Genomic DNA, 22,141 nt, shown 5'->3' on the forward strand with positions numbered 1-22,141 from the left:
GGGGCATGACCTTTGAGCCACCGGTCACGCCTAGTCGGCGCCGGAACATGCAAGCTATCCGCGCGAAGGATACGTTGCCGGAGAAGCGTTTGCGTTCGGCGCTGCACAGGCTGGGATATCGCTTTCGACTGCATGTTCGGGACCTCCCCGGCACGCCGGATATTGTCTTCCCGGCCAAGCGCGCCGCCATCGATGTGCGGGGGTGCTTTTGGCATCAGCATGACGCGGCTTTGTGCAGCAAAAGAAACAAGACGCCGGCGTCGAGACGCGAGTGGTGGGCCGAGAAGTTGGCGTCCAACGTGGCGCGGGATGCTCGTAACGAAGGGGCCTTGAGCAGCCGAGGTTGGCGCGTCGCCGTCGTTTGGGAATGCGAACTTCGCGATCTCCCGACCGTAATCAACCGCCTGGTCGAGTTCCTCGGTCCCCCTCGGACGTAGGTGGATTCCCCTGAGTCCGCCGGCCTGCTAGCTTCGCCTCCGGGGAGCCGCGCATGACCTATCCGCAAACGACGAGCAGAGCAGTTGTAGATCTCTTCTCCTGTGGGGGCGGGATGAGCGCTGGTTTTGCCAAGCGTCCTGGGTGGCACCTCGCTGGAGCGGTGGATCTCGAGGTCGCAAAGCCCTCAGGCCGGGATGCTGGCGAGACTGGCTGCAACGAGATCTATGAGGCCAATCACGGTCTAAAGCCGCTCTCAGCTGACCTACATGCGCTTACGCCTGAAGAGCTGATGGCGCATTTCGGTTTGGAGCGCGGTCAGGTCGGGTGCTTGATTTCGTGCGCGCCGTGTACCGATTTTTCCCGGGCTAACCCGCAAAATCACCTCACCGATCGGCGTCGGAACACGCTGGTCGGGCGTTCTGGCGACTTTGTCGAGGCGCTCTTGCCGGACGTCTTCGTGATGGAGAATGCCCGAGAGCTGATAACTGGTAATCACCCGGAACATTGGGCTTCGCTGCGTCGCCGCTTGGAAACCTTGGGTTATGAGGTGCGGGCGGAGGTCCATTTCCTCAGCCAGTTTGGGTTGCCGCAAATCCGCGAGCGGGCGCTGGTTATTGCCTCTCGTGTGGGTGCCCCGAAGACCCTGACCGATCTTTGGAGCGGCTGGTCGTTAAGGCCTAGCGCCATAACTGTGAGGAGCGCTCTTGGCCGCCTGGAAGGTTGGCGAGCGCGCGGTCTGAAGGACAGCACTGGCGACGCAGTCCCGGGAATGAGCGCTCCGGTCGCGAAGAGACTGGCTGTGACGCCCGCTGACGGTGGTGGTTGGGTGGACGTTGCTCGCCAACCTCGGTTGCGCCGGCACCTAACTCCGGACTGCCTTCGTCGCTGGAACGAAGGGAACTTAGGCTCGCACCCTGATGTGTACGGCAGGATGTGGTGGGATCGTCCCGCCCCGACGATCAAACGGGAGTGCGCTCACATAGGGAACGGTCGCTACGCTCACCCTCTCGCCAATCGGTTGCTTACAGTCCGGGAGATGGCCACCCTCCAAGGCTTCCCATTCGACTATCGGTTCCCGGTGCGCTCGGTGGCGAACCGCTATCGCGCTATCGGGGATGCGGTGCCGCCAATGATTGCCTGGCAGATTGCGGCTTGTGTCGATTGGACCTTGACTGGCAAGCGCCCTCAGCCGGCCGACTGGATAATGTCGAACACGTGCCTCACGCTTGCGGACGTCGAGGCCGTCACGATCCGATCAGCAGCCTAGAGGCCGCACCACTCGGCAACCGACGCCTTAAAGAAGCTCCAGTGGTTTGGATGCCGATCTCGGCCACCATCCCAGCCCCAACAGTGGTGCAGGTTGAATACGTGGCTGAAGCGGGTGAGGTCGCGGTTGTTGAGCGTCCGGCGCTGCGTGCCACCCGCAAGGATGTCTGCACTCAGCAGAGCCATGAACAGGAAGCGATCGGTGCGTAGCTCCGTCTGGGTTTCTCGCGAGGCTAGGCCCATGCGCTCATGAAGGTTGGCTGGATCGGTCGCCGTTTTCACCTCGCCGACAGAGTGCTCATGCAGGCGCTGAGAGCGGGCTCGCTGGTTGGTCGCTACGGCGTTGTACTCAGTGAGCGCCTCCTGAGCCGTGCTGAACACCCGTCCTCCCAACGGCTCGAAAATGTTCACGTCTTTGCTGCCTGCAAATACGATCGCCCGGCCATTCCTTAACAGCAAAGCTCGGACGGTTCGATCGGCACCACCACGTAGCCAATTGTAGAGTTCGATGGGCTTTCGAATGGATGGCGGCGGAAGTAGACCAACGGCGTCGCTGATCGAATTCGGTTGCAGCTCTTCGATAGCATCGGCAAAGGCGCAGGCCGCGCCCGCAGCGCCAATCCTGCCAAACCAGTTGGTCGTTTGACCATGAATCCCGATGCTTCGTTGGTATGTGACGAAGGCGGCGGGATCGAACCCATCTACTCGGACCTCGTCCAGCCAAGCGTTCAAGCGCGTGACTTCGGTGCTCAAGCGTTCCCGATCGACGCGACTGCGGGAGCGGAGGGCGGGGAAAAGTGTCCGCTGCTGCTTATCCGACAAGCCGGTCAGGCCGAGAAACAACTCTCGCGCCCTTTGGCCTGCGGGAGAGGCTGCCACGTCGATGTGAAGATAGCGGCGACCGCTTCGCGCATCTTCATCGATGGCTCCAAGCGCGAGGCCACTCTCAAGGAGCTTGGTGTCGTCGTCCCAGTCCGGATCGAGCGCCTCCTCGGCTTGAGCGGCTTCCTCCGTTGGCGTTCCGAGAACCTCCCGAATGTAGGTCACGCCAACCCTCGCAAAGGCCTCTACGAAGGCGTGCATCTCCGCGGGGGACTGAGCCGCCTCCATGACGTCGTGAACAGCGCGCATGGCTGCGGAACTTGGAGGGAGTCGCCCTGCGGTAAAAGCACCAACTCAGAACATCGTGGGCGTGTGGTCTGACCCTGTGGTTCCCAAGTCAGCATCTCCTTCTTCGTCGATCTCGTCGTCCGCCGTGGGGGCCTCCATCTGCGCAACCAGCCTTTTTCCGACCTCCAGGTCCATCACAAAGGGGGAGGCTTCAACGCCTTCGAAGATGGTCCGGATGGCATCGCCTCGCGCAATTCTGCTGGCGCGGTCGTTCACGCTCTGGAGGGTAGCCTCGTAGTAACGTTTCGCGGCCGGATTCTCAGGGGGGGTCTCCCGCCCGGCAGAAACGGAGCGCAAAAGCTCCTTTAGTGCTCGCGACGCTGCTTCCGGATCGGGCTTCCGGTGTTGGCGTCCGAGTTGACGATCGATCTCCACGAGCAGTGTATAGAAATCCGCCTTGAGATTAATCCGCGGAGTGCCGCCCAGTTTCAATTCATGAAAATAGCGAAGGGCGGAGACCAATCTAGCAGCTATCACATCTTTCGCTGAAAATTGCTCATTGTAGGTCTCAAGATACTTCTCGATATCATCGTCTCGATGGAAGTACGTCGACATCATCGTGGAGACCAGAGAGGCCGCGTAAGATACATCCTTCATGCGCCGAATGTCGTTCGGGCTGAATATACCAATCCAACGATCGATAAGGCTGGCCGCGGCCTCGGAGAACTTTTTGAATTCCCCAAGGTAGGCGGCGTTAAATCTCTCCATGTTGTTAAGGTTGTAGGAGGTGCTGTTCATTCTTTTGAACACCTCTCGAACCTTCTCATCGCCCAAGATTCCGAGGTTCCGAATCGCCACGTTGTAGCTGAGGAAGGACTTTTGCTGCTCTTCGCCAAGATCCCTGTATGTCGTAATTAATCGATTCGTCTTGAAGGGTGCCTCTCCCAAAAAGTATTCGTAGATGGTGCGCACGCGCTGCTGTCCATCAACGAGCCATTCGCTGGTGTCGCCCGAGACAACGTCGACCTGACCGGAAACAACGTAAATCTCCGGAAACGGATAATTTTGAAGGATGGTCTCGATAAGAGCGACCTTATCCTTGTTTGTCCACACTGCGCGGCGTTGGAAGTGCGGCTTGGGGATAAGTGCGTTATCCCTCAGCGCTCTCAATAGAGCGCCAATATTTCTGCTTTCGGCGGAGGTGTTCATAGGCCGCTCTCTATATACTGCCGGCAAATGCCAAGGGACTTGCAGGCGTATTTTTCCCAGAACTCGGCGTCATAATAGACGCCGGCGGTAATCGTGTAGGGGCCATAACGGCCAGATGCGGTGAGTTCCTGAAAAAACTCAAACCACTCAATTTTCTCAGAGAAATCGGGGTGCGTGGGTAGCATGTCGGGCCGTATCCACCCTCGCGCAAGGTATCTTCGAAAGGAGCTCCGGTCCTTCCAGCCCTCAGCATTCTCGAATTCGGACGTTCGTCGCCAGAAGCGGAGGAATAGGTCGCTTGAGATTATCGCGACGTCGATGTCGGACGTATCGCCGAAGGGTGAGAAGATGGGTCGCTTTTTCTCCGGCTTCGACACCGTGGTGAACCCGAGTTTTGCGGACCCTGTCACGAGAACGTCCCGCATCGAAACGCGGAACTGATCCGTGATGGCTCTGCGCAGGGCGGCCTCCTGATCGCCCACCAGCATGGCGGCCGGCCGTGCGTAGTAGAAGCGGTCCAGCATCGCCTGGTCGCTGAGGCTCTTCAGCCCGCTTGTGAACTCCTCAAGACCCCCGCCCACGATATGGATCGCCTTACGTCAAGCGGATGTGATTCAAGCTGATTCGCTTGGGGAGTCCGATCTCCGGAATTTCTCTGGGAAAATTTCGACGCCCGAATTGCTGCAAAGAGCACCCCCCGGCCCCCCCTGTCCCCCCATTCGTCAACGCGCCTGAAAGCGGCCGGCCAATATGAAGCGGCTGAAGTGGGGTTGGAGTGGGGCGTTTAGCTAGACAGCAAAACGCCGTCCCGAAGGACGGCGCTATGTTAATGCTTTCGCTCCAAAATTTTGGAGCGGGCGAGGCGATTCGAACGCCCGACCCCAACCTTGGCAAGGTTGTGCTCTACCCCTGAGCTACGCCCGCATTCTCCGCGGAGCCGACCCGTTATGGCCGCGCCCCGTTTCGAGGAGGCGGCTTATGGCAGAGGGCGGAGGGCTTGGCAAGCGCCTCAGCCACCAAATTTTGGGGCTTTCAAACGACGCTTGTTCACGTGCCCTTCCGGGGCCGGCGCGACCTCCTCCGGGAACTCGCCTTTGAAGTAGTAGCGCTGCCACGCCTCCTTGGTCGCCTCGGGGTCCTGCCGGAAAATCTTCTGGTTGAACTCGCTGCGGTGCTTCTCCCAGACGTCGTACTGGTGGCGCAGCTCGGGGTTGGAATCCATCCGCCGGATCACCGGCTGGATCTCGTGCAGCGGGTGGTCCTCCATCAGCGTCAGGAAGCAGAACGGCTCGCCCTTCTCGAAGCGCACCTTGCCCGGGCGGCTGAAGACCCAGTTCATCGTGAAGGGGAACGGCAGCCAGTCGGTCTCGACCACGCCGGCCAGCGGCTGGATGCCGTCCTTGATGTGGTTCGGCGGCCCCATCACCCACATCGACCAGCCCGGCGGGGTGCGGAACAGATAGCCGGAGTGGAAGGTCAGCACCCCGTGGCTGAAGTGGCTGGTCGCGTGCCGGTGGAAGTCCGGGTGCGGATGGTCCGGAGTCAGCCGGATGTCGTTCTGGTGCGGGCCGCCGGTCCACTCGGCGGTGAAGCCCACCGGGTTGAGCAGCTCCCAGCCTGAGGTGTTGGCCATGCTGAGCGGCAGGCAGCGATAGGGATGGCGGTCGGTGAAATGGTCCATCCAGGCGCGCTGCGGCCGGCCCGGGACCATTTCCGGCGGCCGTTCGGAAGTGGGGTAGCACTCGAGTTCCATGACGCTCTCGATGCGAGGAAAGGAGGAGTTTCGACCTCTAGGCAGCCCTCGCGGCGGCGTCCAGCGGGAGAGGGGACCACACGCCCGCCGGGCCATGACGGAATTGGCGGCCCGGGAACGGCAAAAAGCCCGGCCCGAGGGTTTCGCGGACATCACCGGACCGGGTAAGGCTGCGCCCATGAAGACCAAAGCCGACCTGTTGGCCTTCCTCGAGCAGATCGGGGTGACCGCGACCACCCATGAGCATCCGGCGGTGTTCCGGGTGGGCGAGGGCGAGGAGATCAAGGCCAGCATCCAGGGCGCGCACAGCAAGAACCTGTTCCTGAAGGACGCCAAGGGCCAGCTGTGGCTGATCTCCGCCGAGGACCGCAGCGTGATCGACCTGAAGCGGCTGCCGGCGGTGATCGGCTCGGGCCGGCTGTCCTTCGGCGCCGAGGCGCTGATGGTCGAGACGCTGGGGGTGATCCCGGGATCGGTGACGGCGTTCGGCCTGATCAACGATGTCGACCGCCGGGTGCGCTTCGTGCTCGACCGGGCGCTGGCCGAGGCCGCAAGCGTCAATTTCCACCCGCTGACCAACACCGCGACGACCAGCGTCGACCAGGCCGGGCTGCGGCTCTTCCTGCGGGCGATCGGCGTCGAGCCGCTGGTCGTCGACTTCGAAACGCTGAGCCGGGTCGAGCCCGTAGAGGCCGGCTGAACGTGGTGCGTTGAACACTGGCCGCGGTGCGACCATCTTGGCCGCAGAGACGTTTCTGAGGGCGCGAAAGTTGAGGGCAGAGCTATGAGCCTGATCGGCGAGACCACCGGCAAGCCGGCCGGCGACATCATCAAGGACGGCACCGACGCGAGCTTCATGGCCGACGTCATCGAGGCCAGCCGCGAACAGCCGGTCATCGTCGATTTCTGGGCCACCTGGTGCGGCCCCTGCCGTCAGCTCGGCCCGGCGCTGGAGCGCGTGGTCACCGCGGCCAAGGGCGCGGTCAAGCTGGTGAAGATCGACATCGACAAGAATCCGTCCTTCGCCGGCCAGCTGCGGGTGCAGTCGATCCCGGCGGTGTTCGCCTTCGTCGACGGCCGTCCGGTCGACGGTTTCATGGGCGCGGTGCCGGAAAGCCAGCTGAAGACCTTCGTCGAGCGGCTCGCCAAACAGGGCGGCGGCGCGGACGACGGGCTGGACGAGGTGCTGGCGATGGCGCGCGAGTCGCTGGAACTCGGCGATCTCGGCGGCGCGGCCCAGGCCTTCGCCCAAGTGCTGCAGCACGACCCGGAGAACGTGAAGGCGCTCGGCGGCCTCGCCCGGGTCTACCTCGCCGGCGACGAGCCGGACCGGGCCCGCGAGATCCTCGATATGGCCCCGGCCGACGCCAAGGATCCGGACCTCGACAGCGTGCGCGCGGCGCTGGCGCTGGCTGCCGACGCGCCCTCCGACGTGCGCGAGTTTCAGGACCGGCTGGCGAAGGATCCGAACGATCTCGAGGCCCGGTTCGAGCTGGCCAAGGCGCTGGCCGCGCACGGCCGGCTGGAGGACTCGGTCGACAACCTGCTGGCGATCATCGAGGCCGACCGCGAGTGGAACGAGCAGGCGGCGCGCAAGCAGCTGCTGACGGTGTTCGAGGCGGCCGGGCAGATGTCCGACCTCGCCAAGAACGGCCGGCGGCGGTTGTCGGCCATCCTGTTCAGCTAAAGGGCGCGCCGCGAAAGTGGAGGCGGCTTTGCGATTAACACGCGCTCAAACCGTTGATTCGAGCCATGCTTCCCCGGTCAGGTTGCTCCAACCTGATCGGGAGCGGCTCTAGGAGGGCGCGATGGCCGGCTTCAGACGGATGGCGGACCTGCCGCAGGTGATCCCGGTCTTTCCGCTCGATGGCGCACTGTTGCTGCCGGGCGGCGAGCTGCCGCTGCAGATCTTCGAGCCGCGCTACCTCAACATGGTCGACGACGTGATGGGCGGCGACCGGATCATCGGCATGATCCAGACCCGGCCCGGCGGCGACCGCGCGCGGCCGTTGCTCGCGGCGGTCGGCTGCGCCGGCCGCATCACCAGCTTCGCCGAGACCTCCGACGGGCGCTATCTGATCACCCTGACCGGGCTGTGCCGCTTCGAACCGGGCGACGAGCTGGCGTTGCGGATGCCGTATCGCCAGGTGCGGGCCCGCTACGAGCCGTTCGCCGACGATCTCGCCGAGGAGGACGAGAAGTCCGCCCCGCCGACCGAGGCGCGCGAGCGCTTCGCCCGGGCGCTGAAGCGCTACCTGAACCGCCGCGACCTCGACATCGACTGGGAGACCGCCCACGTCGCGCCGCTCGAGGCGCTGGTCACCAGCCTGGCGATGGGCCTGCCGTTCGCCCCGCAGGAGAAGCAGGCGCTGCTGCAGGCGCCCGACCTCGCCGGGCGCTTCGACGTGCTGACGACGCTGCTGGAGATCGACTCGGTCGAGGACGGCGATGACGAGAGCCCGTCGCTGCAGTAAGGGGAGCAGATGAGCGAACCCGCCGCCTTCGAAGTCGACGTTGACCCGCGTCTCCTGGAAATCCTGGTCTGCCCGGTCACCCGCGGCCCGCTGGAGCTCGACCGCGCCAAGGGCGAGCTGATCAGCCGCGGCGCCAAGCTGGCCTACCCGATCCGCGACGGCGTGCCGATCATGCTGCCGGAAGACGCCCGCGAGCTGGGCGACGGGGAGTAGCCTTTCCTCCCCTTTATGGGGAGGGGACGACCGCGAAGCGGTCAGGGGTGGGGGAGTCGCGATCAGTCGCCGCGCTCCGAGCCTGAACCACCATTCCCCACCCTGCTCGCCTTCGGCGAGCTGTCCCTCCCCATAAAGGGGAGGGAGGCGCTACAGCGCCTCGCCCTTCAGCAGCCGCGGCAGGTCGCCGACCGCGCCGCCGGCTTCCTGCATGAAGAAGCGCCGCGCCGGGCCGATGCGGTTCACCGCCGCCATGCCGAGCCCGCGGCCGAGCCGAAGCAGCGGGTTGTCGTTCGAGAACAGCCGCACGAAGGCGTCCATGCCGGCCGAGAGGGTGACGGTGTCGAAGCTGCGCCAGGCGGCGTAACGCGCCAGCACCGCCTCCGAGCCGAAGTCCTCGCCGAGCCGGGCGGCGTCGACGATGGTCTCGGCCAGCGCCGCGGCGCCCTTCAGGCCGAGGTTCAGCCCCTGGCCGGCGATCGGGTGCACGCCGTGGGCGGCGTCGCCGAGCAGCGCCACCCGCGGGCCGCAGAGCCGCTCGGCGAGCTGCAGGTTCAGCGGGTAGGTGAAGACCGCGCCCTCGACCACCGCCGGCCCCAGGTGCGCGCCGATCCGGCGCTGCAGATGGGCGTGGAAGATTTCCGGCCGGGCGGCCTTCAGCGCCGCGGCGCGACGGTCGCTCTCGGTCCACACCAGGCTGGCGCGCTGGTCGGTCAGCGGCAGGATGGCGAACGGGCCGGAGGGCAGGAAGAACTCGTGGGCGACGCCGTTGTGCGGCCGGGCCAGCTTCACGGTCGCGACCACGCCGGTCTGGCGGTAGTCCCAGCCGATCGCGCCGATGCCGGCGGCCTCGCGGATCACCGAGCCGCGGCCCTCGGCGCCGACCACCAGCGGGGCGCGTAAGGTCCGGCCGTCAGCCAGGGTGACGACCGCGGCGCGCGGCTCGAAGCTGGCCGAAGCGACCCGGGCGGGGGCCAGCACCGTGACGCCGGCGGCCTCCAGCGCCTGGGCCAGCGCCGCGCGGGTGTGGCGGTTCTCCAGCATGTAGCCCAGCGGCTCGCCGTCCGAGCGGTCGGCGATCTCCTCGGCGTCGAAGCGCAGGAAGAAGGGCCCAGGGCCGCTGGCGGCCAGCGGGCCGGGAGTGCGGCCGTCGGTGACCAGGATGTGCTCGATGCGCTCGGATTGCGGTTCGAGCGCCTCGGCCAGGCCCAGCGTGCGCCACTGGCGGAAGGCGGCGTAGGCGATGGCCGACGAGCGGCCGTCGAAGGTCGGCGCGACCTGGGCGCTGAACACCACCGGATCGATCAGCACCGGCTTTAGTCCGGCTTTCGCCAGCGCCAGCCCGAGCGTAGCCCCGGCCATGCCGGCGCCCGCAATGATCACGTCGGCGTCGAAGGTGTCGGTCATCGGCTCATAGTACCGTCATCCCGGCCGTAGCGAAGCGGAGAGCCGGGACCCAGGGCCGCCGCACTGCAGAACCCCTCGGTCCCGGATCGGCCTGACGGCCGTCCGGGATGACGGGGTGGGAGGGGCTCAGCCCTCCTCGTCCTCGGAGAAGCCCATGATGTGGAAGCCGGCGTCGACGTGGATCACTTCGCCGGTGGTCGACTTGCCGAGGTCCGACAGCAGCCACAGCGCGCAACCGGCGACGCCCTCCATCGAGGTGTCTTCCTTCATCGCCGACAGTGAGCGGCCCTTGGCCAGCATGCCGCGGCCGCCCTGGATGCCGGCCAGCGACAGGGTGCGCATGGCCCCCGGCGAGACTGCGTTGACGCGGATGCCCTTCGGCCCGAGGTCGCGGGCGGCGTAGCGGGTGGCGCTCTCCAGCGCGGCCTTGGCCACGCCCATGGTGTTGTAGTTCGGGATCGCCCGCTCCGAGCCCATGTAGGTCAGGGTGACGATCGAGCCGCCGTCCGGCATCAGTTCGGCCGCGCGGCGCGCGCAGTCGACGAAGCTGAAGGCCGAGATGTTCATCGCCCGTAGGAAGCCGTCGCGGGTGGTGTTCTCGACGAACGAGCCCTTCAGCTCGTCCTTGTTGGCGAAGGCGATGGCGTGGACGAAGAAGTCGATCGTTCCGAAGGCGTCCTTCACCGCGGCGAAGGCGGCGTCCATCGAGGCGTCGTCGGTGACGTCCACCGGGGCCAGCGTTTTGACGCCGGCGCTCTCGGCCAGCGGCTGCACGCGGCGTTCCATGCCCGGCAGGTGCAGGAAGGCCATCTCCGCGCCCTGGGCGGCCAGCTGGGCGGCGATGCCCCAGGCGATCGACTGGTGGTTGGCGACGCCGGTCACCACCCCCCGCTTGCCCTTCATCAGTTCGCCCTTGGGCATCTGATAGTCGTCGGCCACGCGTCCACTCCCCTGACGGAAAAATCCGTAATGCGGCGGGTTTTGGACGATCAGCCCCCAACTGTCATCCCGGTTTTGGCGCGCTGCGCCAAAGACCGGGACCCAGGAACACGGCGCAAATGGAAATGGCCGCAGCTGAGCCGCTGCGGCCATTCAAGAAAATCCGGTGTTCATCGGCCGCGGACAACCGCTTGCGCAGGCTTCCGGGAAAACCGCCCTTGATCAGACCCGGCTCATCACCAGGCAGCCGTTGGTGCCGCCGAAGCCGAAGCTGTTGGACATCACCGTGGTCAGTTCGCGGTCCTCCCGCTTGCGCAGGATCGGCAGGCCGTCGAACGCCGGATCGAGGTTCTCGATGTTGGCGCTCTCGGCAGCGAAGCCGTTGTTCAGCATCAGCAGGCTGTAGATCGCCTCCTGGGCTCCGGCCGCGCCGAGGCTGTGGCCGGTCAGCGACTTGGTCGAAGAGATCAACGGGGCCTTGTCGCCGAACACCTCGCGCACCGCCTCCATCTCCTTGGCGTCGCCGACCGGGGTCGAGGTGCCGTGGGGATTGAGGTAGTCGACCGCGCGGTCGCCGGCCTGCTCGAGCGCCAGGCGCATGCAGCGGGCCGCGCCTTCGCCCGAGGGCGCGACCATGTCGTAGCCGTCGGAGTTGGCGGCGTAGCCGACGATTTCGCCGTAGATCTTGGCCCCGCGGGCCTTGGCCCGCTCCAGCTCTTCCAGCACCACGATGCCGGCGCCGCCGGCGATGACGAAGCCGTCGCGGTCCTTGTCGTAGGCGCGGCTGGCGACGCTCGGGCGGTCGTTGAAGTTGCTGCTCATCGCGCCCATCGCGTCGAACAGGTTCGACAGCGACCAGTCGAGCTCCTCGCAGCCGCCGGCGAACACCACGTCCTGCTTGCCCATGGCGATCTGCTCGAAGGCGGTGCCGATGCAGTGGGTCGAGGTGGCGCAGGCCGAGGAGATCGAGAAGTTCAGGCCGCGGATTTTGAACCAGGTGGCCAGCGTCGCCGACGGGCCCGAGCTCATCGCCTTGGGCACGGCGAACGGACCGATTCGCTTCGGACCCTTGGTGCGGGTGGTCTCGGCCGCCTCGATGATCACCCGGGTGGACGGGCCGCCCGAGCCGACGATCAGGCCCGTGCGCTCGTGGGAGATCTCCGACTCCTCGAGCCCGGAGTCGCGGATCGCCTGCTCCATGGCGATGTGCCCAAAGGCCGTGCCCTGGGCGAGGAAGCGGGCGGCGCGCCGATCGACCATCGCCTCCCAGTCGATCTGCGGCGGGGCGTGCACTTGGCAACGGAAGCCCAGCTCGCCGTACTCGGGAGCGGCGACGACGCCGCTCTTGGCGTCGCGCAAGGAAGCCAGCACCTCTTGGGCGCTGACGCCGATGGACGAGACGATGCCCAGTCCGGTGACGGCCACACGGCGCATCAGCAGTTTACCTCCGTCCCTGGTTAGGCCGATCAGACCAGATCCTGCGCGGCGAACAGGCCGACCCGCAGATCCTTCGCTTCGTAGATGGGCTTTCCGTCGGCCAGCAGAAGACCGTCGCCGACGCCCATCACCAGTTTCCGCATGATCACACGCTTCAGATCGATCTTGTAGACCAGCTTCTGAACCTGCGGGGTGACCTGGCCGGTGAATTTCACCTCGCCGACGCCCAGCGCGCGGCCGCGGCCCAGCGCGCCCGACCAGCCGAGGAAGAAGCCGACCAGCTGCCACATGGCGTCCAGGCCCAGGCAGCCGGGCATCACCGGGTCGCCGATGAAGTGGCAGCCGAAGAACCAGAGGTCGTCGGTGATGTCGAGCTCGGCCTCGATGTAGCCCTTGCCGTGGGCGCCGCCGTCGGACGTGATCTGCATGATCCGGTCGAACATCAGCATCGGCGGCGCGGGCAGTTGCGCGTTGCCCGGGCCGAACATGTCGCCGCGGGCGCAGGCCAGCAGGTCTTCTTTGGTGAAGCTCGAGGGACGGGCCTCGGCGGCGGTGGCGATGCTCATGTCGAAATGGCCTTGAGAATGAGCGACAGGCCCTAACATGAGCCGCCCGGCGGGCTCAACGGCCGAGCGACGTTCCGCGTGCGTGGCTTGGCCGGCACTGCACCGCTTCGGAGGTGCCCCACAGCTCGCCCTGGCGCACCCAGCCGGTGACGTCGCCGGCGCGCACCCGGCACCAGTCGTCCTCGCAACGCACCAGCGACGCCAGCGCCCGGGCGTTCAGATAGGCGACGACGCGCGAGGCGTCTTTCGGCCGCCGGCGCAGCGGCGCGGGGTCGGCGTGGGTGTTCATCGTCATCCGCCGGCCGTCGGTGGTGCGCTTGTGCACCCAGACCAGTTCGCCCTCCGGATCGCAGATCCGCCGCCACTCGGCGGTCTCGGCCACCACCTGCACCGGCAGGCCGCGGACTCGGTAGACCCACAGCAGCCGATGATCGTCGCCGGGCCCTGACCGGGCGTTGACCTTGTCGAATTTCAACGCGACGTAGCGCGGCACCGGCAGACCGGAAGGCGTCGGCCGGTCCGCGGCGGCTTGCGCAGCGCCTGCGACAAGCCCAATCATCAGCGTCGCCGCCGTCAGCAGCGTCCGCATCTTCACCGCCATCCGCTCCGCCTCGCCTTGGCCGCCCAGGGCCCCTTTGCTAGAGGTTCTCGAAAGAGCTCGACTGCGCCGAAGCAGGCGCCCCTCAAGGTCCCCTTTTCAGTTCGCACATGGCCGCCCGCAAGCCGAAAGTCATCGTCACGCGCAAACTGCCGGACCCGGTCGAGACCCGGATGCGGGAGCTGTTCGACACCGAGCTCAATCTCACCGATCAGCCGATGAGTCGGGCTGAGCTGGAGGCGGCGGTCGCCCGCGCCGACGTGCTGGCGCCGACCATCACCGACCGGATCGACGCCGCCCTGCTGGACAAGGCCGGGCCGCAGTTGAAGCTGATCGCCAACTTCGGGGCCGGGGTCGACCACATCGACGTCACCGCCGCCACCGAGCGGGGGATCACCGTCACCAACACGCCCGGCGTGCTGACCGAGGACACCGCCGACGCCACCATGGCGCTGATCATGGCCGTGGCCCGCCGAATCGTTGAGGGCGCCAACATCACCCAGGCGGGCGACTTCAAGGGCTGGTCGCCGACCTGGATGCTCGGCCGGCGGATCACCGGCAAGCGGCTGGGGATCATCGGCATGGGGCGGATCGGCCAGGCGGTGGCGCGCCGCGCCAAGGCGTTCGGCCTGCAGATCCACTACCACAACCGCAAACCGGTCTCGGCGCGCATCGCCGAGGAGCTCGAGGCCACCTACTGGGAGAGCCTCGACCAGATGCTGGCGCGGATGGACATCATCTCGGTCCACTCGCCGCACACCCCGGCGACCTACCACCTGCTGTCGGCCCGCCGGCTGAAGCTGCTGCAGCCACACGCAATTGTGATCAACACCGCCCGCGGTGAAATCATCGACGAAAACGCCCTCGCCGACCTGCTGGCCGGCGGCAAGATCGCCGGGGTCGGCCTCGACGTCTTCGAGTTCGAGCCGGCGATCAATCCGAAGCTGCTGCACCAGCCGAACGCGGTGCTGCTGCCGCACATGAGTTCGGCGACCATCGAAGCCCGCATCGATATGGGCGAGAAGGTGATCATCAACATCCGCACCTGGATGGACGGCCACCGCCCGCCCGACCGGGTCATCCCGGCGATGCTGTAACTCCCACCCATTAAGGGGAGGGAGGGCCTCCGCCGCAGACCGGACATTCCGGATCCGCGCCGATCCGCACGGTGCGGGTCTCGGCGGCCAGCGCGTCGTAGAGCAGCAGCCGCCCGGCCAGCGGGTCGCCGGCCTGGGTGATCAGCTTGATCGCCTCCAGCGCCATCATCGAGCCGATCACCCCGGCGAGCGCGCCGACCACGCCGACCGCGACGCAGGTCTCGGCGTCCGGCGGGATCTCCGGCACCAGGCACTGGTAGCAGGGGCGGCCGGCGAACACCCCGATCTGGCCGGTCCAGCGGCCGATCGCGCCGGAGACCAGCGTCTTGCCGTGGCGTACGCAGGCGGCGTTGACGCACATCCGGGTCGCAAAGTCGTCGGTGCCGTCCAGCACCAGGTCGACGCCGGCCACCAGCGCGTCGGCGCTGGCGGCGTCGAACCGGCCTTCGAAGCCGGTCGCCGCGACGTGCGGGTTCAGCGCCGTCAGCCGGTCGACCGAGGCGGCGGCCTTCGGACGGCCGATGTCGTGCTCGGCGTAGATCACCTGGCGCTGCAGGTTGGAGCGGTCGACCACGTCCGGGTCGGCCAGGGTGATCGCCCCGATCCCGGCGGCGGCCAGGTACAGCGAGGCCGGCGCGCCGAGCCCGCCGGCGCCGACGACCAGCACCCGGGCGGCCTTCAGCTTCTGCTGGCCCGGGCCGCCGACTTCGCGCAGCACCAGGTGCCGGGCGTAGCGTTCGACCTCCTCGTCGGAGAAACTCATGGCCGGAACATCCGCTTCGCCTTGACCTCGCCGCAAGCCCTAGCCACATCCGCCGCCATGGGCCAAGCCTCCAGCAGCTTTCCCGCCAATTCCTTCCCGGATTGGCACGGGACCACCATTCTAGCCGTCCGCAAGGGCGGCTCCACCGTCATCGCCGGCGACGGCCAGGTGTCGATGGGCCAGACCATCGTCAAGGGCAACGCCCGCAAGGTCCGCCGGCTCGCCGGCGGCCGGGTGATCGCCGGCTTCGCCGGGGCCACCGCCGACGCCTTCACCCTGATCGAACGGCTGGAAGCCAAGCTCGAGCAGTATCCCGAGCAGCTCGCCCGGGCCTGCGTCGACCTGGCCAAGGACTGGCGGACCGACCGCTACCTGCGCCGGCTCGAGGCCATGCTGCTGGTGGCCGACGCCACCACCGTGCTCACCGTCACCGGGGTCGGCGACGTGCTGGAGCCGGAAAGCGGGGTGGCGGCGATCGGCTCCGGCGGCAACTACGCGCTGGCCGCCGCGCGCGCCTTCATGGAGACCGACCTCGACGCCGAAACCGTCGCCCGCAAGGCGATGGCGATCGCCGCCGAGATCTGCGTCTACACCAACGGCGAGCTGACGGTTGAGAAGCTCTAGCCTCTCCAGCCTCTCAGCGGTCTTCCCCGCGAAAGCGGGGATCCAGGTGTTTTCTGTTGCAGCGGCTCGAAGGCTCCAAAAAGCCTGGGTCCCCGCTTTGGCTGCTTCGCGCCGCCGCTTTGCGGTCGCGGGGATGATCGGGGTTTTTGGAGCCAGCTTGGCCCACGCCGCCGACCCGGCGCCGGTGATCGCCGCCGAGCGGGCCTTCGCCGCCGACGGCGCGGCGCATGGGGTACAGGCGAGCTTCCTGCGCTGGTCCGCCCCCGACGCCATCGTCTTTGCGCCCGGGCCGGTGAACGCCCAGGCCCTCTACGCGGCGCAGCCGGATCAGCCAGGCGCCGTCCTGAGCTGGCGGCCGACCTACGCCGGGCTGGCGTCCTCCGGCGACCTCGGCTTCACCACCGGCCCCTATGCGATCAATGGCAAGCCGCGCGGCCACTATTTCACCGTTTGGGCGCGCCAGTCGGACGGCGACTGGAAGTGGGTCTACGACGGCGGGGTCGACAACGACGCCTCCGCCGCCCCGCCGGCCGAGGCGCCGGTCGCGGCCCTGCCCGGCATGAAGGTGGCGGCGCAGCGCCCGGCGGCGGCGATGGCCGCGGTCGGCGCCGCGCGAGGACGCCCTGGCGGCGAGCGCGGCGCAGGACGCTGCAGCCGCCTATCGTCAGGTCCTCGCCGCCGACGCGCGGGTGCAGGGCTCCGCCGCCGCGCCAGCCGCCACGCCGCCGGCCGTGGCGGCCGAGGTTGCGACGCGCGCGCGGCAGATCCGCTTCCACCGGCTCGGCGGCGGCGCGTCGGCCGCGGGCGACTTGGCCTGGACCTATGGCGAGGCGGCTTGGGACGGCGGCCGCGGCCACTATGTGCGCATCTGGCAACGGCGCGACGGTTGGCGGCTGGTGTTCGACCAGCTGCTGCCGGCGTCATCCCCGAACTCGTGACCCCGCTAGGCTGACATGACCGAATTCTCCCCCCGCGAGATCGTTTCCGAGCTCGACCGCTACATCGTCGGCCATCCCGAGGCGAAACGCGCCGTGGCCGTGGCGCTGCGCAACCGCTGGCGCCGCCGCCGGGTGCCGGCCGACCTACGCGACGAGGTCACGCCGAAGAACATCCTGATGATCGGCCCGACCGGGGTGGGGAAGACCGAGATCGCCCGCCGGCTGGCGCGGCTCGCCCAGGCCCCGTTCCTGAAGGTCGAGGCGACCAAGTTCACCGAGGTCGGCTACGTCGGCCGCGACGTCGACCAGATCGTCCGCGACCTGGTGGAGAGCGCGATGACCATGGTGCGCGAGAAGCGCCGCGCCGGCGTCCGCGCCCGCGCCGAGGCCGGCGCCGAGGAGCGCATCCTCGACGCCCTGACCGGTCCCGGCTCGACGGCGGCGCGGGAGTCGTTCCGCAAGAAGCTGCGCGCCGGCGAGCTCGACGACAAGGAGGTCGAGCTGCAGATGGCCGACACCGGCTCGGCGTTCCCGAGCTTCGACATCCCCGGCCAGCCGGGGGCGTCGATGGGTGTGCTGAACATCGGCGACATGTTCGGCAAGGCCTTCGGCGGCCGCACCAAGACCCACAAGACCACGGTGGCGGCGTCCTGGACGCCGCTGATCGCCGAGGAGAGCGACAAGCTGCTCGACCAGGAGGCGCTGACCCAGGAGGCGCTCGACCTCGCCGAGAACCAGGGCATCGTCTTCCTCGACGAGATCGACAAGGTCGCCAGCCGCGCCGAGCGCGCCGGCGCCGACGTCAGCCGCGAGGGCGTGCAGCGCGACCTGCTGCCGTTGATCGAGGGCACGACGGTCTCGACCAAGTACGGGCCGGTGAAGACCGACCACATCCTGTTCATCGCCTCGGGCGCCTTCCACGTCGCCAAACCCTCCGACCTGCTGCCCGAACTGCAGGGCCGGCTGCCGATCCGGGTGGAGCTGAAGGCGCTGAGCCGCGACGACTTCCGCCGCATCCTCACCGAGCCGGAAGCCAACCTGATCCGCCAGCACCAGGCGCTGCTGGCCACCGAGGGCGTGACCCTGACCTTCACCGAGACCGCGATCGACGCCCTGGCCGACGCGGCGGTGACGGTGAACGGCGCGGTCGAGAACATCGGCGCGCGCCGGCTGCAGACGGTGCTGGAGAAGGTGCTCGAGGAGATCAGCTTCACCGCCGGCGACCGCTCCGGCGAGAACATCGAGATCGACGCCGACTACGTCTGCACCCGGGTCGGCGAGCTGGCGCAGAACGCCGACCTGTCGCGGTTCATTTTGTAACGGGCTGTCATCCCGGTTTTGGCGCGAAGCGCCGAAGACCGGGACCTATGCACGCGGCGCGGTGGAATTCATCCGCTCGTCCCCGTGAAAGCGGGGATCCAGGGGTTTTCGCGTCCCGGGCGCTGGCGAACAAAAAAGCCTGGGTCCCCGCTTTCGCGGGGATGAGCGGACGGGGAGGCGTCAGACCCGCTCGCGCTTCGCGCGCCAGATCGCCCGCTCCAGCGCCTTGGCGAAGTCGGCGCGTTCGCGCGGGCTGAGCGCGGCGGCGACCTCGGCTTCGCGGCCGGACAGGGCGAGCTTGACGCCGACGGTCCGCTCCGCCTCGCGCTCGACCTGCACGCGGGTGAAGGCGGTCGGCGACTCCCAGACCAGCTGGGCGGCCTTCGCGGTCTCGTGGATCACCCGGACCTCGCTGGAGGTCACCTGCACCCGCTCGACCCGCCGCGCGGCGCGGAAGCTGACCAGGAAGGCGACGGCCACCGCCACCACGTCGATCGCCAGGAAGATCGGCACGAAGGTCGCGCCCATCGCCAGGAACACCGCGGCCGAGGCGCAGTTCGCCACGGTGACGATGGCGATCAGGATGATGAAGCCGCGCTCGGACAGCGACCGGTTGGGCCGGATCTCCGCGTCCATGTAGAGCAGCGAGGCCATGGGTGGAGAGTAATCCCGCCGCGCGGATCGCTCCAGCGCAGGCGCCCTTTAAATCTGTCATCCCGGAAGCCGCGCAGCGGCTGTCCGGGACCCAAGAACACGGCGCAGGAAGGCAATCCGCAAGGGCGCCGCTTGGGACGTGCTTGAAGCCTCGTGTTCCTGGCTCCCGGTCTTCGCTGCGCGAAACCGGGATGACAGCCGAGGATGACAATCGTCCCTCGCCGCGCCATCTTCCGCCGCTCATGGCCAAGCCCGCTCTAAAGCCTCGCGCCGCCCGGCGCGTCTCGCCCGCCGAACGCGCCCGCATCCTCGAGATTTTCGAGCGGTTCGAGAGCGAGGAGAGCGATCCGCGCACCGAGCTCGACTACGACAGCCCCTACACCCTGGTGGTCGCGGTCGCGCTGTCGGCCCAGGCGACCGACGTCGGGGTGAACAAGGCGACGAAGAAGCTGTTCGCGGTCGCCGACACGCCGGAGCAGATGCTGGCCCTGGGCGAGGAGGGGGTGAAGTCGTTCATCTCCTCGATCGGCCTGTTCAACACCAAGGCCAAGAACGTCGTCGCCCTGTCGCGCATCCTGGTCGAGCAGTACGGCGGCGAGGTGCCGCTGGACCGCGAGAAGCTGCAGGCCCTGCCCGGCGTCGGCCGCAAGACCGCCTCGGTGGTGCTGAACGAGCTGCGGGTCGAGCCGGCGATCGCCGTCGACACCCACGTCTTTCGGGTGTCGCACCGGCTGGGCCTGGCCGACGGCAAGACGCCGGACCAGGTCGAGGCGCAACTGATGGCGCTGATCCCCGAGCCCTATCTGACGCGGGCGCACCACTGGCTGATCCTGCACGGCCGCTACACCTGCGTCGCCCGGCGGCCGAAGTGCGAGGATTGCCTGGTCGGCGACCTCTGCCCGTCGCGGCATCTGTTCGTGAACGGGCGATGATCTCGCTCGCGCGGCTGCCGCTGAACGCGCTGCGCACCTTCGAGGCGGCCGCCCGCCATCAGAGCTTCCTGAAGGCCGCCGACGAGCTGGCGGTGACCCCAGGCGCGGTCAGCCGGCAGATCAAGGCGCTGGAGACCGAGTTGGCCTTGCGGCTGTTCGAGCGCTTCAACCGCGCGGTGCGGCTGACGCCGGCCGGCGAGCGGCTGGCGGAGGGCGTGCGCCAGGGGCTGGACGCGATGCAGGCGGCGGTCGCCGAGGCGCAAGGCGCTCACGCCGGGCCGCTGACGATCAGCGTCATGCACTCGCTGGCGGCGCGCTGGCTGGTGCCGCGGGTGCATGACTTCCAGCAGCGCTATCCGGACATCCAGGTGATGATCGCCGCCTCCGACCTGCCGGCGGACCTGGTGCGCGACCGTATCGACATCGCCATTCGCTACGGCGCCGGGCCGTATCCGGGCTACGCCGTCACCCGGCTGATCGACACCCGGATGTTCCCGGTGTGCAGTCCGCGCCTGTTGCAGACCCAGACGCTGAGCGAGCCGCGCGACCTCGCCCACGCCCTGCTGCTGGCCGACGTGAACCTCACGCCGACCGAGACCACCTGGCGGCACTGGCTGGAGGCGGCCGGCGTGCCGGAGATCGACGCCACCCGCGGTCTGCAATTCAGCAACACCTATCTGGCGATCGAGGCGGCGCTGTCCGGGCGCGGCGTGGCGCTGGCCCAGGAGGCGATGGTGGTCGACGAACTCGCCGCCGGCCGGCTGGTGCGGCCGTTCGACCTGGCGATCCCGGGCCACCTCAACCACTGGATCCTCACCCTGCCGGAAAAGGCCGAGCTGCCGGCGATCCGCCGCTTCCGCGGCTGGCTGATCGAGCAGGCGACCCAGGACGGCCTGCACCCCAGGTGACCTGAAGTCACTTGAAGGCCGTTCTTCTCCTTTGTCAGGGAAGCTCGGCAGGCGCATTCAGCTGCTCTTGAAGCAACTGGAGAGGCGCCATGACCTGTCTCGCCGTCGAATCCCACCCCTGCCTCGCCGAGACCGGCAGATGGGAGGCTGTCCGCGCCGCGGTCTTCTGGGGCTTCATCCTGCTCGTGATCGTCTCGCCGGCCGTGCTCGGGGCGCTGATCCTGACGGCCGCCTGAAGGTTCTCGCCTACCTCCCCCATCGCATCGCGATGGCGGGAGGGGCGGTGGAGGGGCAGGCCACAGGCGAGCGACTGCCGCTTGGAAATAATTGCCGCCGTATCGTTTCTGGCCGTAGTGGCGCAGCCAAGCCAGCGGCTTGCCCACTCCACCATGCGCTCTTCGGCGCATGGTCCCCCTCCCGCCGCTTCGCGGGGGAGGTAGGCTCGCGTTGCCCCGGCCGGGCTTTCCCTGTAAGTCGCGCTCGCGAATTTCCGGAAAGCCCAAGCATGCCAGACCTCTACGACGTCGCCGCGATCGGCAACGCCATCGTCGATGTGATCGCGCCCGCCGAAGACGGCTTCCTGGAGACCCATGGCCTGGCCAAGGGCGGGATGATGCTGGTCGACCAGGCCCAGTCCCAGGCGCTCTACGCCAAGATGGCGCCGGGCGTGGAGACCTCCGGCGGCTCGGCGGCGAACACCGTCGCCGGCCTGGCCAGCTTCGGCGGCAAGGGCGCCTTCCTCGGCAAGGTCGCCGACGACCAACTCGGCGGGGTGTTCGCCCACGACATGCGCGCGATCGGCGCCCGCTTCGAGAACGCGCCGCTGGTCGGCGGCCCGGCGACGGCGGCGTGCATGATCAACGTCACGCCCGACGGCCAGCGCACCATGTGCACCTACCTCGGCGCCTCGACCGCCTTCACCGAGGCCGACGTCGACGCCGCGGTGATCGAGGGCGCGAAGATCGTCTACCTCGAGGGTTATCTGTTCGACGCCGAGGCCGCCCGCCGCGCCTTCGCCAAGGCCGCCGGCCTGGCCCGCGCCTCGGGCCGGATGCTGGCGCTGACCCTGTCCGACGGCTTCGTCGTCGAGCGCCACCGCGAGGCGCTGATGGGCTTCATCGAGAGCCAGGTCGACCTGCTGTTCGCCAACGAGGTCGAGACCAAGGCGCTGTTCCAGACCGACGACTTCGACCAGGCCGCGCACGCTCTGCGCGAGCGGGTGAAGCTCGCCGCCGTGACCCGCAGCGAAAAGGGTTCGGTGATCCTATCTGAAGGTGAGCGACTGACGGTCGCGGCCGAGGCTGTGGAGAAAGTCGTGGACACGACGGGCGCTGGCGACCAATACGCAGCCGGATTCATGTTCGGTCTCTCGCGGGGCCGGCCGCTGCAGGCGTGCGGGCGGCTGGCGTCGCTGGCGGCGGCCGAGGTGATCTCGCACTACGGCCCGCGCCCCCAGGTTGCGCTGAAGGATCTCGCGGCCGCAAAGGGATATTGA

At 67.7% G+C, this 22,141-nt stretch carries 25 protein-coding genes and 1 tRNA gene; 14 read left to right on the forward strand and 12 right to left on the reverse strand.

What is annotated here, in order from left to right; all coding sequences use genetic code 11:
- Positions 1-5 precede the first annotated feature (5 nt).
- Complete coding sequence (locus ACSQ14_RS01025) at positions 6-437, forward strand: very short patch repair endonuclease (protein ID WP_436008842.1); 432 nt, start codon at positions 6-8, stop codon at positions 435-437.
- A 53-nt stretch (positions 438-490) separates the two neighbouring features.
- Positions 491-1,705 carry a DNA cytosine methyltransferase gene (locus tag ACSQ14_RS01030; RefSeq protein WP_436008844.1) on the forward strand — a complete coding sequence of 405 codons (1,215 nt, stop codon included), beginning with the start codon at positions 491-493 and terminating at the stop codon, positions 1,703-1,705.
- On the opposite strand, the gene ACSQ14_RS01035 is transcribed toward ACSQ14_RS01030, so the two are convergent.
- The 5 genes from ACSQ14_RS01035 to ACSQ14_RS01055 all read right to left on the reverse strand — a co-directional run bounded on the left by ACSQ14_RS01035 (position 1,702) and on the right by ACSQ14_RS01055 (position 5,776).
- Positions 1,702-2,751, reverse strand: a complete 1,050-nt coding sequence (locus ACSQ14_RS01035) for a hypothetical protein (RefSeq protein ID WP_436008846.1) — start codon at positions 2,749-2,751, stop codon at positions 1,702-1,704. The genes ACSQ14_RS01030 and ACSQ14_RS01035 overlap by 4 nt on opposite strands.
- A 129-nt stretch (positions 2,752-2,880) precedes the next feature.
- Positions 2,881-4,023, reverse strand: coding sequence for a DUF262 domain-containing protein (locus ACSQ14_RS01040; protein ID WP_436008848.1), 1,143 nt, complete (start codon positions 4,021-4,023; stop codon positions 2,881-2,883).
- Positions 4,020-4,604 (reverse strand): hypothetical protein, encoded by a 585-nt coding sequence (locus ACSQ14_RS01045; protein ID WP_436008850.1) that lies wholly within the window; start codon positions 4,602-4,604, stop codon positions 4,020-4,022. Before ACSQ14_RS01045 ends, ACSQ14_RS01040 begins: the two co-directional genes overlap by 4 nt.
- 268 nt (positions 4,605-4,872) lie before the next feature.
- Positions 4,873-4,947 (reverse strand) — tRNA-Gly (locus ACSQ14_RS01050).
- Between the two features lie 85 nt (positions 4,948-5,032).
- Positions 5,033-5,776, reverse strand: a complete 744-nt coding sequence (locus tag ACSQ14_RS01055) for a DUF6065 family protein (RefSeq protein ID WP_436008852.1) — start codon at positions 5,774-5,776, stop codon at positions 5,033-5,035.
- 178 nt (positions 5,777-5,954) lie between these two features.
- Here ACSQ14_RS01055 and ACSQ14_RS01060 point away from each other — a divergent pair, with 178 nt between their 5' ends.
- The 4 genes from ACSQ14_RS01060 to ACSQ14_RS01075 all read left to right on the forward strand — a co-directional run bounded on the left by ACSQ14_RS01060 (position 5,955) and on the right by ACSQ14_RS01075 (position 8,463).
- A complete protein-coding gene (locus ACSQ14_RS01060) occupies positions 5,955-6,476 on the forward strand; it encodes a prolyl-tRNA synthetase associated domain-containing protein (protein ID WP_436008854.1) in 522 nt (173 codons plus the stop codon).
- An 84-nt stretch (positions 6,477-6,560) separates the two neighbouring features.
- Positions 6,561-7,463 carry a tetratricopeptide repeat protein gene (locus tag ACSQ14_RS01065; protein WP_436008856.1) on the forward strand — a complete coding sequence of 301 codons (903 nt, stop codon included), beginning with the start codon at positions 6,561-6,563 and terminating at the stop codon, positions 7,461-7,463.
- A 121-nt stretch (positions 7,464-7,584) separates the two neighbouring features.
- A complete protein-coding gene (locus ACSQ14_RS01070; protein ID WP_436008858.1) occupies positions 7,585-8,250 on the forward strand; it encodes an LON peptidase substrate-binding domain-containing protein in 666 nt (221 codons plus the stop codon).
- Positions 8,251-8,259: 9 nt separating this feature from the next.
- Positions 8,260-8,463, forward strand: a complete 204-nt coding sequence (locus ACSQ14_RS01075; RefSeq protein ID WP_436008860.1) for a Trm112 family protein — start codon at positions 8,260-8,262, stop codon at positions 8,461-8,463.
- Positions 8,464-8,613: 150 nt separating this feature from the next.
- Here the strand turns inward: ACSQ14_RS01075 and ACSQ14_RS01080 are convergent, their stop codons facing one another.
- From ACSQ14_RS01080 to ACSQ14_RS01100, 5 genes are all read right to left on the reverse strand, one after another.
- Entirely contained in the window at positions 8,614-9,870 is a 1,257-nt protein-coding gene (locus ACSQ14_RS01080) for a UbiH/UbiF/VisC/COQ6 family ubiquinone biosynthesis hydroxylase (RefSeq protein ID WP_436008862.1), read from the reverse strand.
- Between the two features lie 126 nt (positions 9,871-9,996).
- Positions 9,997-10,809, reverse strand: coding sequence for an enoyl-ACP reductase FabI (locus ACSQ14_RS01085; RefSeq protein ID WP_436008864.1), 813 nt, complete (start codon positions 10,807-10,809; stop codon positions 9,997-9,999).
- 222 nt (positions 10,810-11,031) lie between these two features.
- Positions 11,032-12,243 carry a beta-ketoacyl-ACP synthase I gene (fabB, locus tag ACSQ14_RS01090; RefSeq protein WP_436008866.1) on the reverse strand — a complete coding sequence of 404 codons (1,212 nt, stop codon included), beginning with the start codon at positions 12,241-12,243 and terminating at the stop codon, positions 11,032-11,034.
- A 32-nt stretch (positions 12,244-12,275) separates the two neighbouring features.
- Complete coding sequence (gene fabA, locus ACSQ14_RS01095; protein WP_436008868.1) at positions 12,276-12,812, reverse strand: 3-hydroxyacyl-[acyl-carrier-protein] dehydratase FabA; 537 nt, start codon at positions 12,810-12,812, stop codon at positions 12,276-12,278.
- 55 nt (positions 12,813-12,867) lie between these two features.
- Positions 12,868-13,413 carry an SH3 domain-containing protein gene (locus ACSQ14_RS01100; protein ID WP_436008870.1) on the reverse strand — a complete coding sequence of 182 codons (546 nt, stop codon included), beginning with the start codon at positions 13,411-13,413 and terminating at the stop codon, positions 12,868-12,870.
- Positions 13,414-13,520: 107 nt separating this feature from the next.
- On the opposite strand from ACSQ14_RS01100, the gene ACSQ14_RS01105 reads away from it, so the two are divergent.
- Positions 13,521-14,507, forward strand: coding sequence for a 2-hydroxyacid dehydrogenase (locus ACSQ14_RS01105; protein WP_436008872.1), 987 nt, complete (start codon positions 13,521-13,523; stop codon positions 14,505-14,507).
- Positions 14,508-14,517: 10 nt separating this feature from the next.
- On the opposite strand, the gene ACSQ14_RS01110 is transcribed toward ACSQ14_RS01105, so the two are convergent.
- Positions 14,518-15,270 (reverse strand): HesA/MoeB/ThiF family protein, encoded by a 753-nt coding sequence (locus ACSQ14_RS01110; RefSeq protein ID WP_436008874.1) that lies wholly within the window; start codon positions 15,268-15,270, stop codon positions 14,518-14,520.
- A 57-nt stretch (positions 15,271-15,327) separates the two neighbouring features.
- On the opposite strand from ACSQ14_RS01110, the gene hslV reads away from it, so the two are divergent.
- From hslV to hslU, 3 genes are all read left to right on the forward strand, one after another.
- On the forward strand, positions 15,328-15,894 hold the full coding sequence (gene hslV, locus ACSQ14_RS01115) for an ATP-dependent protease subunit HslV (protein WP_436008876.1): 567 nt from the start codon (positions 15,328-15,330) through the stop codon (positions 15,892-15,894).
- A gap of 157 nt (positions 15,895-16,051) precedes the next feature.
- The gene (locus ACSQ14_RS01120) at positions 16,052-16,846 is read left to right on the forward strand and encodes a DUF4440 domain-containing protein (protein WP_436008878.1); all 795 of its coding nucleotides are present in this window, start codon (positions 16,052-16,054) and stop codon (positions 16,844-16,846) included.
- 1 nt (position 16,847) lies between these two features.
- The gene (gene hslU, locus ACSQ14_RS01125; protein WP_436008880.1) at positions 16,848-18,152 is read left to right on the forward strand and encodes an ATP-dependent protease ATPase subunit HslU; all 1,305 of its coding nucleotides are present in this window, start codon (positions 16,848-16,850) and stop codon (positions 18,150-18,152) included.
- Positions 18,153-18,332: 180 nt separating this feature from the next.
- Here the strand turns inward: hslU and ACSQ14_RS01130 are convergent, their stop codons facing one another.
- Positions 18,333-18,806 carry a DUF2244 domain-containing protein gene (locus tag ACSQ14_RS01130; RefSeq protein WP_436008882.1) on the reverse strand — a complete coding sequence of 158 codons (474 nt, stop codon included), beginning with the start codon at positions 18,804-18,806 and terminating at the stop codon, positions 18,333-18,335.
- Positions 18,807-19,048: 242 nt separating this feature from the next.
- Between ACSQ14_RS01130 and nth the strand changes: the two genes are divergently transcribed.
- The 4 genes from nth (at position 19,049) to ACSQ14_RS01150 (ending at position 22,141) form a co-directional block, all read left to right on the forward strand.
- Positions 19,049-19,738 carry an endonuclease III gene (nth, locus tag ACSQ14_RS01135; RefSeq protein ID WP_436008884.1) on the forward strand — a complete coding sequence of 230 codons (690 nt, stop codon included), beginning with the start codon at positions 19,049-19,051 and terminating at the stop codon, positions 19,736-19,738.
- Complete coding sequence (gene gcvA, locus ACSQ14_RS01140; protein ID WP_436008886.1) at positions 19,735-20,646, forward strand: transcriptional regulator GcvA; 912 nt, start codon at positions 19,735-19,737, stop codon at positions 20,644-20,646. Before nth ends, gcvA begins: the two co-directional genes overlap by 4 nt.
- Before the next feature lie 89 nt (positions 20,647-20,735).
- Complete coding sequence (locus ACSQ14_RS01145; protein WP_436008888.1) at positions 20,736-20,882, forward strand: hypothetical protein; 147 nt, start codon at positions 20,736-20,738, stop codon at positions 20,880-20,882.
- Positions 20,883-21,151: 269 nt separating this feature from the next.
- Complete coding sequence (locus ACSQ14_RS01150; protein ID WP_436008890.1) at positions 21,152-22,141, forward strand: adenosine kinase; 990 nt, start codon at positions 21,152-21,154, stop codon at positions 22,139-22,141.

The organism is Phenylobacterium sp. LjRoot219 (assembly GCF_964252995.1).
GTDB lineage: Bacteria > Pseudomonadota > Alphaproteobacteria > Caulobacterales > Caulobacteraceae > Phenylobacterium.

Bases quoted from the DNA above. Each gene is read 5' to 3' on its own strand.
- ACSQ14_RS01065 (WP_436008856.1), top strand. From the start codon at position 6,561: ATGAGCCTGATCGGCGAGACCACCGGCAAGCCGGCCGGCGACATCATC.
- ACSQ14_RS01075 (WP_436008860.1), top strand. From the start codon at position 8,260: ATGAGCGAACCCGCCGCCTTCGAAGTCGACGTTGACCCGCGTCTCCTG.
- ACSQ14_RS01100 (WP_436008870.1), bottom strand. From the start codon at position 13,413: ATGGCGGTGAAGATGCGGACGCTGCTGACGGCGGCGACGCTGATGATT.
- ACSQ14_RS01060 (WP_436008854.1), top strand. From the start codon at position 5,955: ATGAAGACCAAAGCCGACCTGTTGGCCTTCCTCGAGCAGATCGGGGTG.
- ACSQ14_RS01080 (WP_436008862.1), bottom strand. From the start codon at position 9,870: ATGACCGACACCTTCGACGCCGACGTGATCATTGCGGGCGCCGGCATG.
- ACSQ14_RS01055 (WP_436008852.1), bottom strand. From the start codon at position 5,776: ATGGAACTCGAGTGCTACCCCACTTCCGAACGGCCGCCGGAAATGGTC.
- ACSQ14_RS01070 (WP_436008858.1), top strand. From the start codon at position 7,585: ATGGCCGGCTTCAGACGGATGGCGGACCTGCCGCAGGTGATCCCGGTC.
- ACSQ14_RS01030 (WP_436008844.1), top strand. From the start codon at position 491: ATGACCTATCCGCAAACGACGAGCAGAGCAGTTGTAGATCTCTTCTCC.
- ACSQ14_RS01025 (WP_436008842.1), top strand. From the start codon at position 6: ATGACCTTTGAGCCACCGGTCACGCCTAGTCGGCGCCGGAACATGCAA.
- hslV (WP_436008876.1), top strand. From the start codon at position 15,328: ATGGGCCAAGCCTCCAGCAGCTTTCCCGCCAATTCCTTCCCGGATTGG.
- ACSQ14_RS01110 (WP_436008874.1), bottom strand. From the start codon at position 15,270: ATGAGTTTCTCCGACGAGGAGGTCGAACGCTACGCCCGGCACCTGGTG.
- ACSQ14_RS01145 (WP_436008888.1), top strand. From the start codon at position 20,736: ATGACCTGTCTCGCCGTCGAATCCCACCCCTGCCTCGCCGAGACCGGC.
- ACSQ14_RS01105 (WP_436008872.1), top strand. From the start codon at position 13,521: ATGGCCGCCCGCAAGCCGAAAGTCATCGTCACGCGCAAACTGCCGGAC.
- hslU (WP_436008880.1), top strand. From the start codon at position 16,848: ATGACCGAATTCTCCCCCCGCGAGATCGTTTCCGAGCTCGACCGCTAC.
- gcvA (WP_436008886.1), top strand. From the start codon at position 19,735: ATGATCTCGCTCGCGCGGCTGCCGCTGAACGCGCTGCGCACCTTCGAG.
- fabB (WP_436008866.1), bottom strand. From the start codon at position 12,243: ATGCGCCGTGTGGCCGTCACCGGACTGGGCATCGTCTCGTCCATCGGC.
- fabA (WP_436008868.1), bottom strand. From the start codon at position 12,812: ATGAGCATCGCCACCGCCGCCGAGGCCCGTCCCTCGAGCTTCACCAAA.
- ACSQ14_RS01130 (WP_436008882.1), bottom strand. From the start codon at position 18,806: ATGGCCTCGCTGCTCTACATGGACGCGGAGATCCGGCCCAACCGGTCG.
- ACSQ14_RS01040 (WP_436008848.1), bottom strand. From the start codon at position 4,023: ATGAACACCTCCGCCGAAAGCAGAAATATTGGCGCTCTATTGAGAGCG.
- ACSQ14_RS01150 (WP_436008890.1), top strand. From the start codon at position 21,152: ATGCCAGACCTCTACGACGTCGCCGCGATCGGCAACGCCATCGTCGAT.
- nth (WP_436008884.1), top strand. From the start codon at position 19,049: ATGGCCAAGCCCGCTCTAAAGCCTCGCGCCGCCCGGCGCGTCTCGCCC.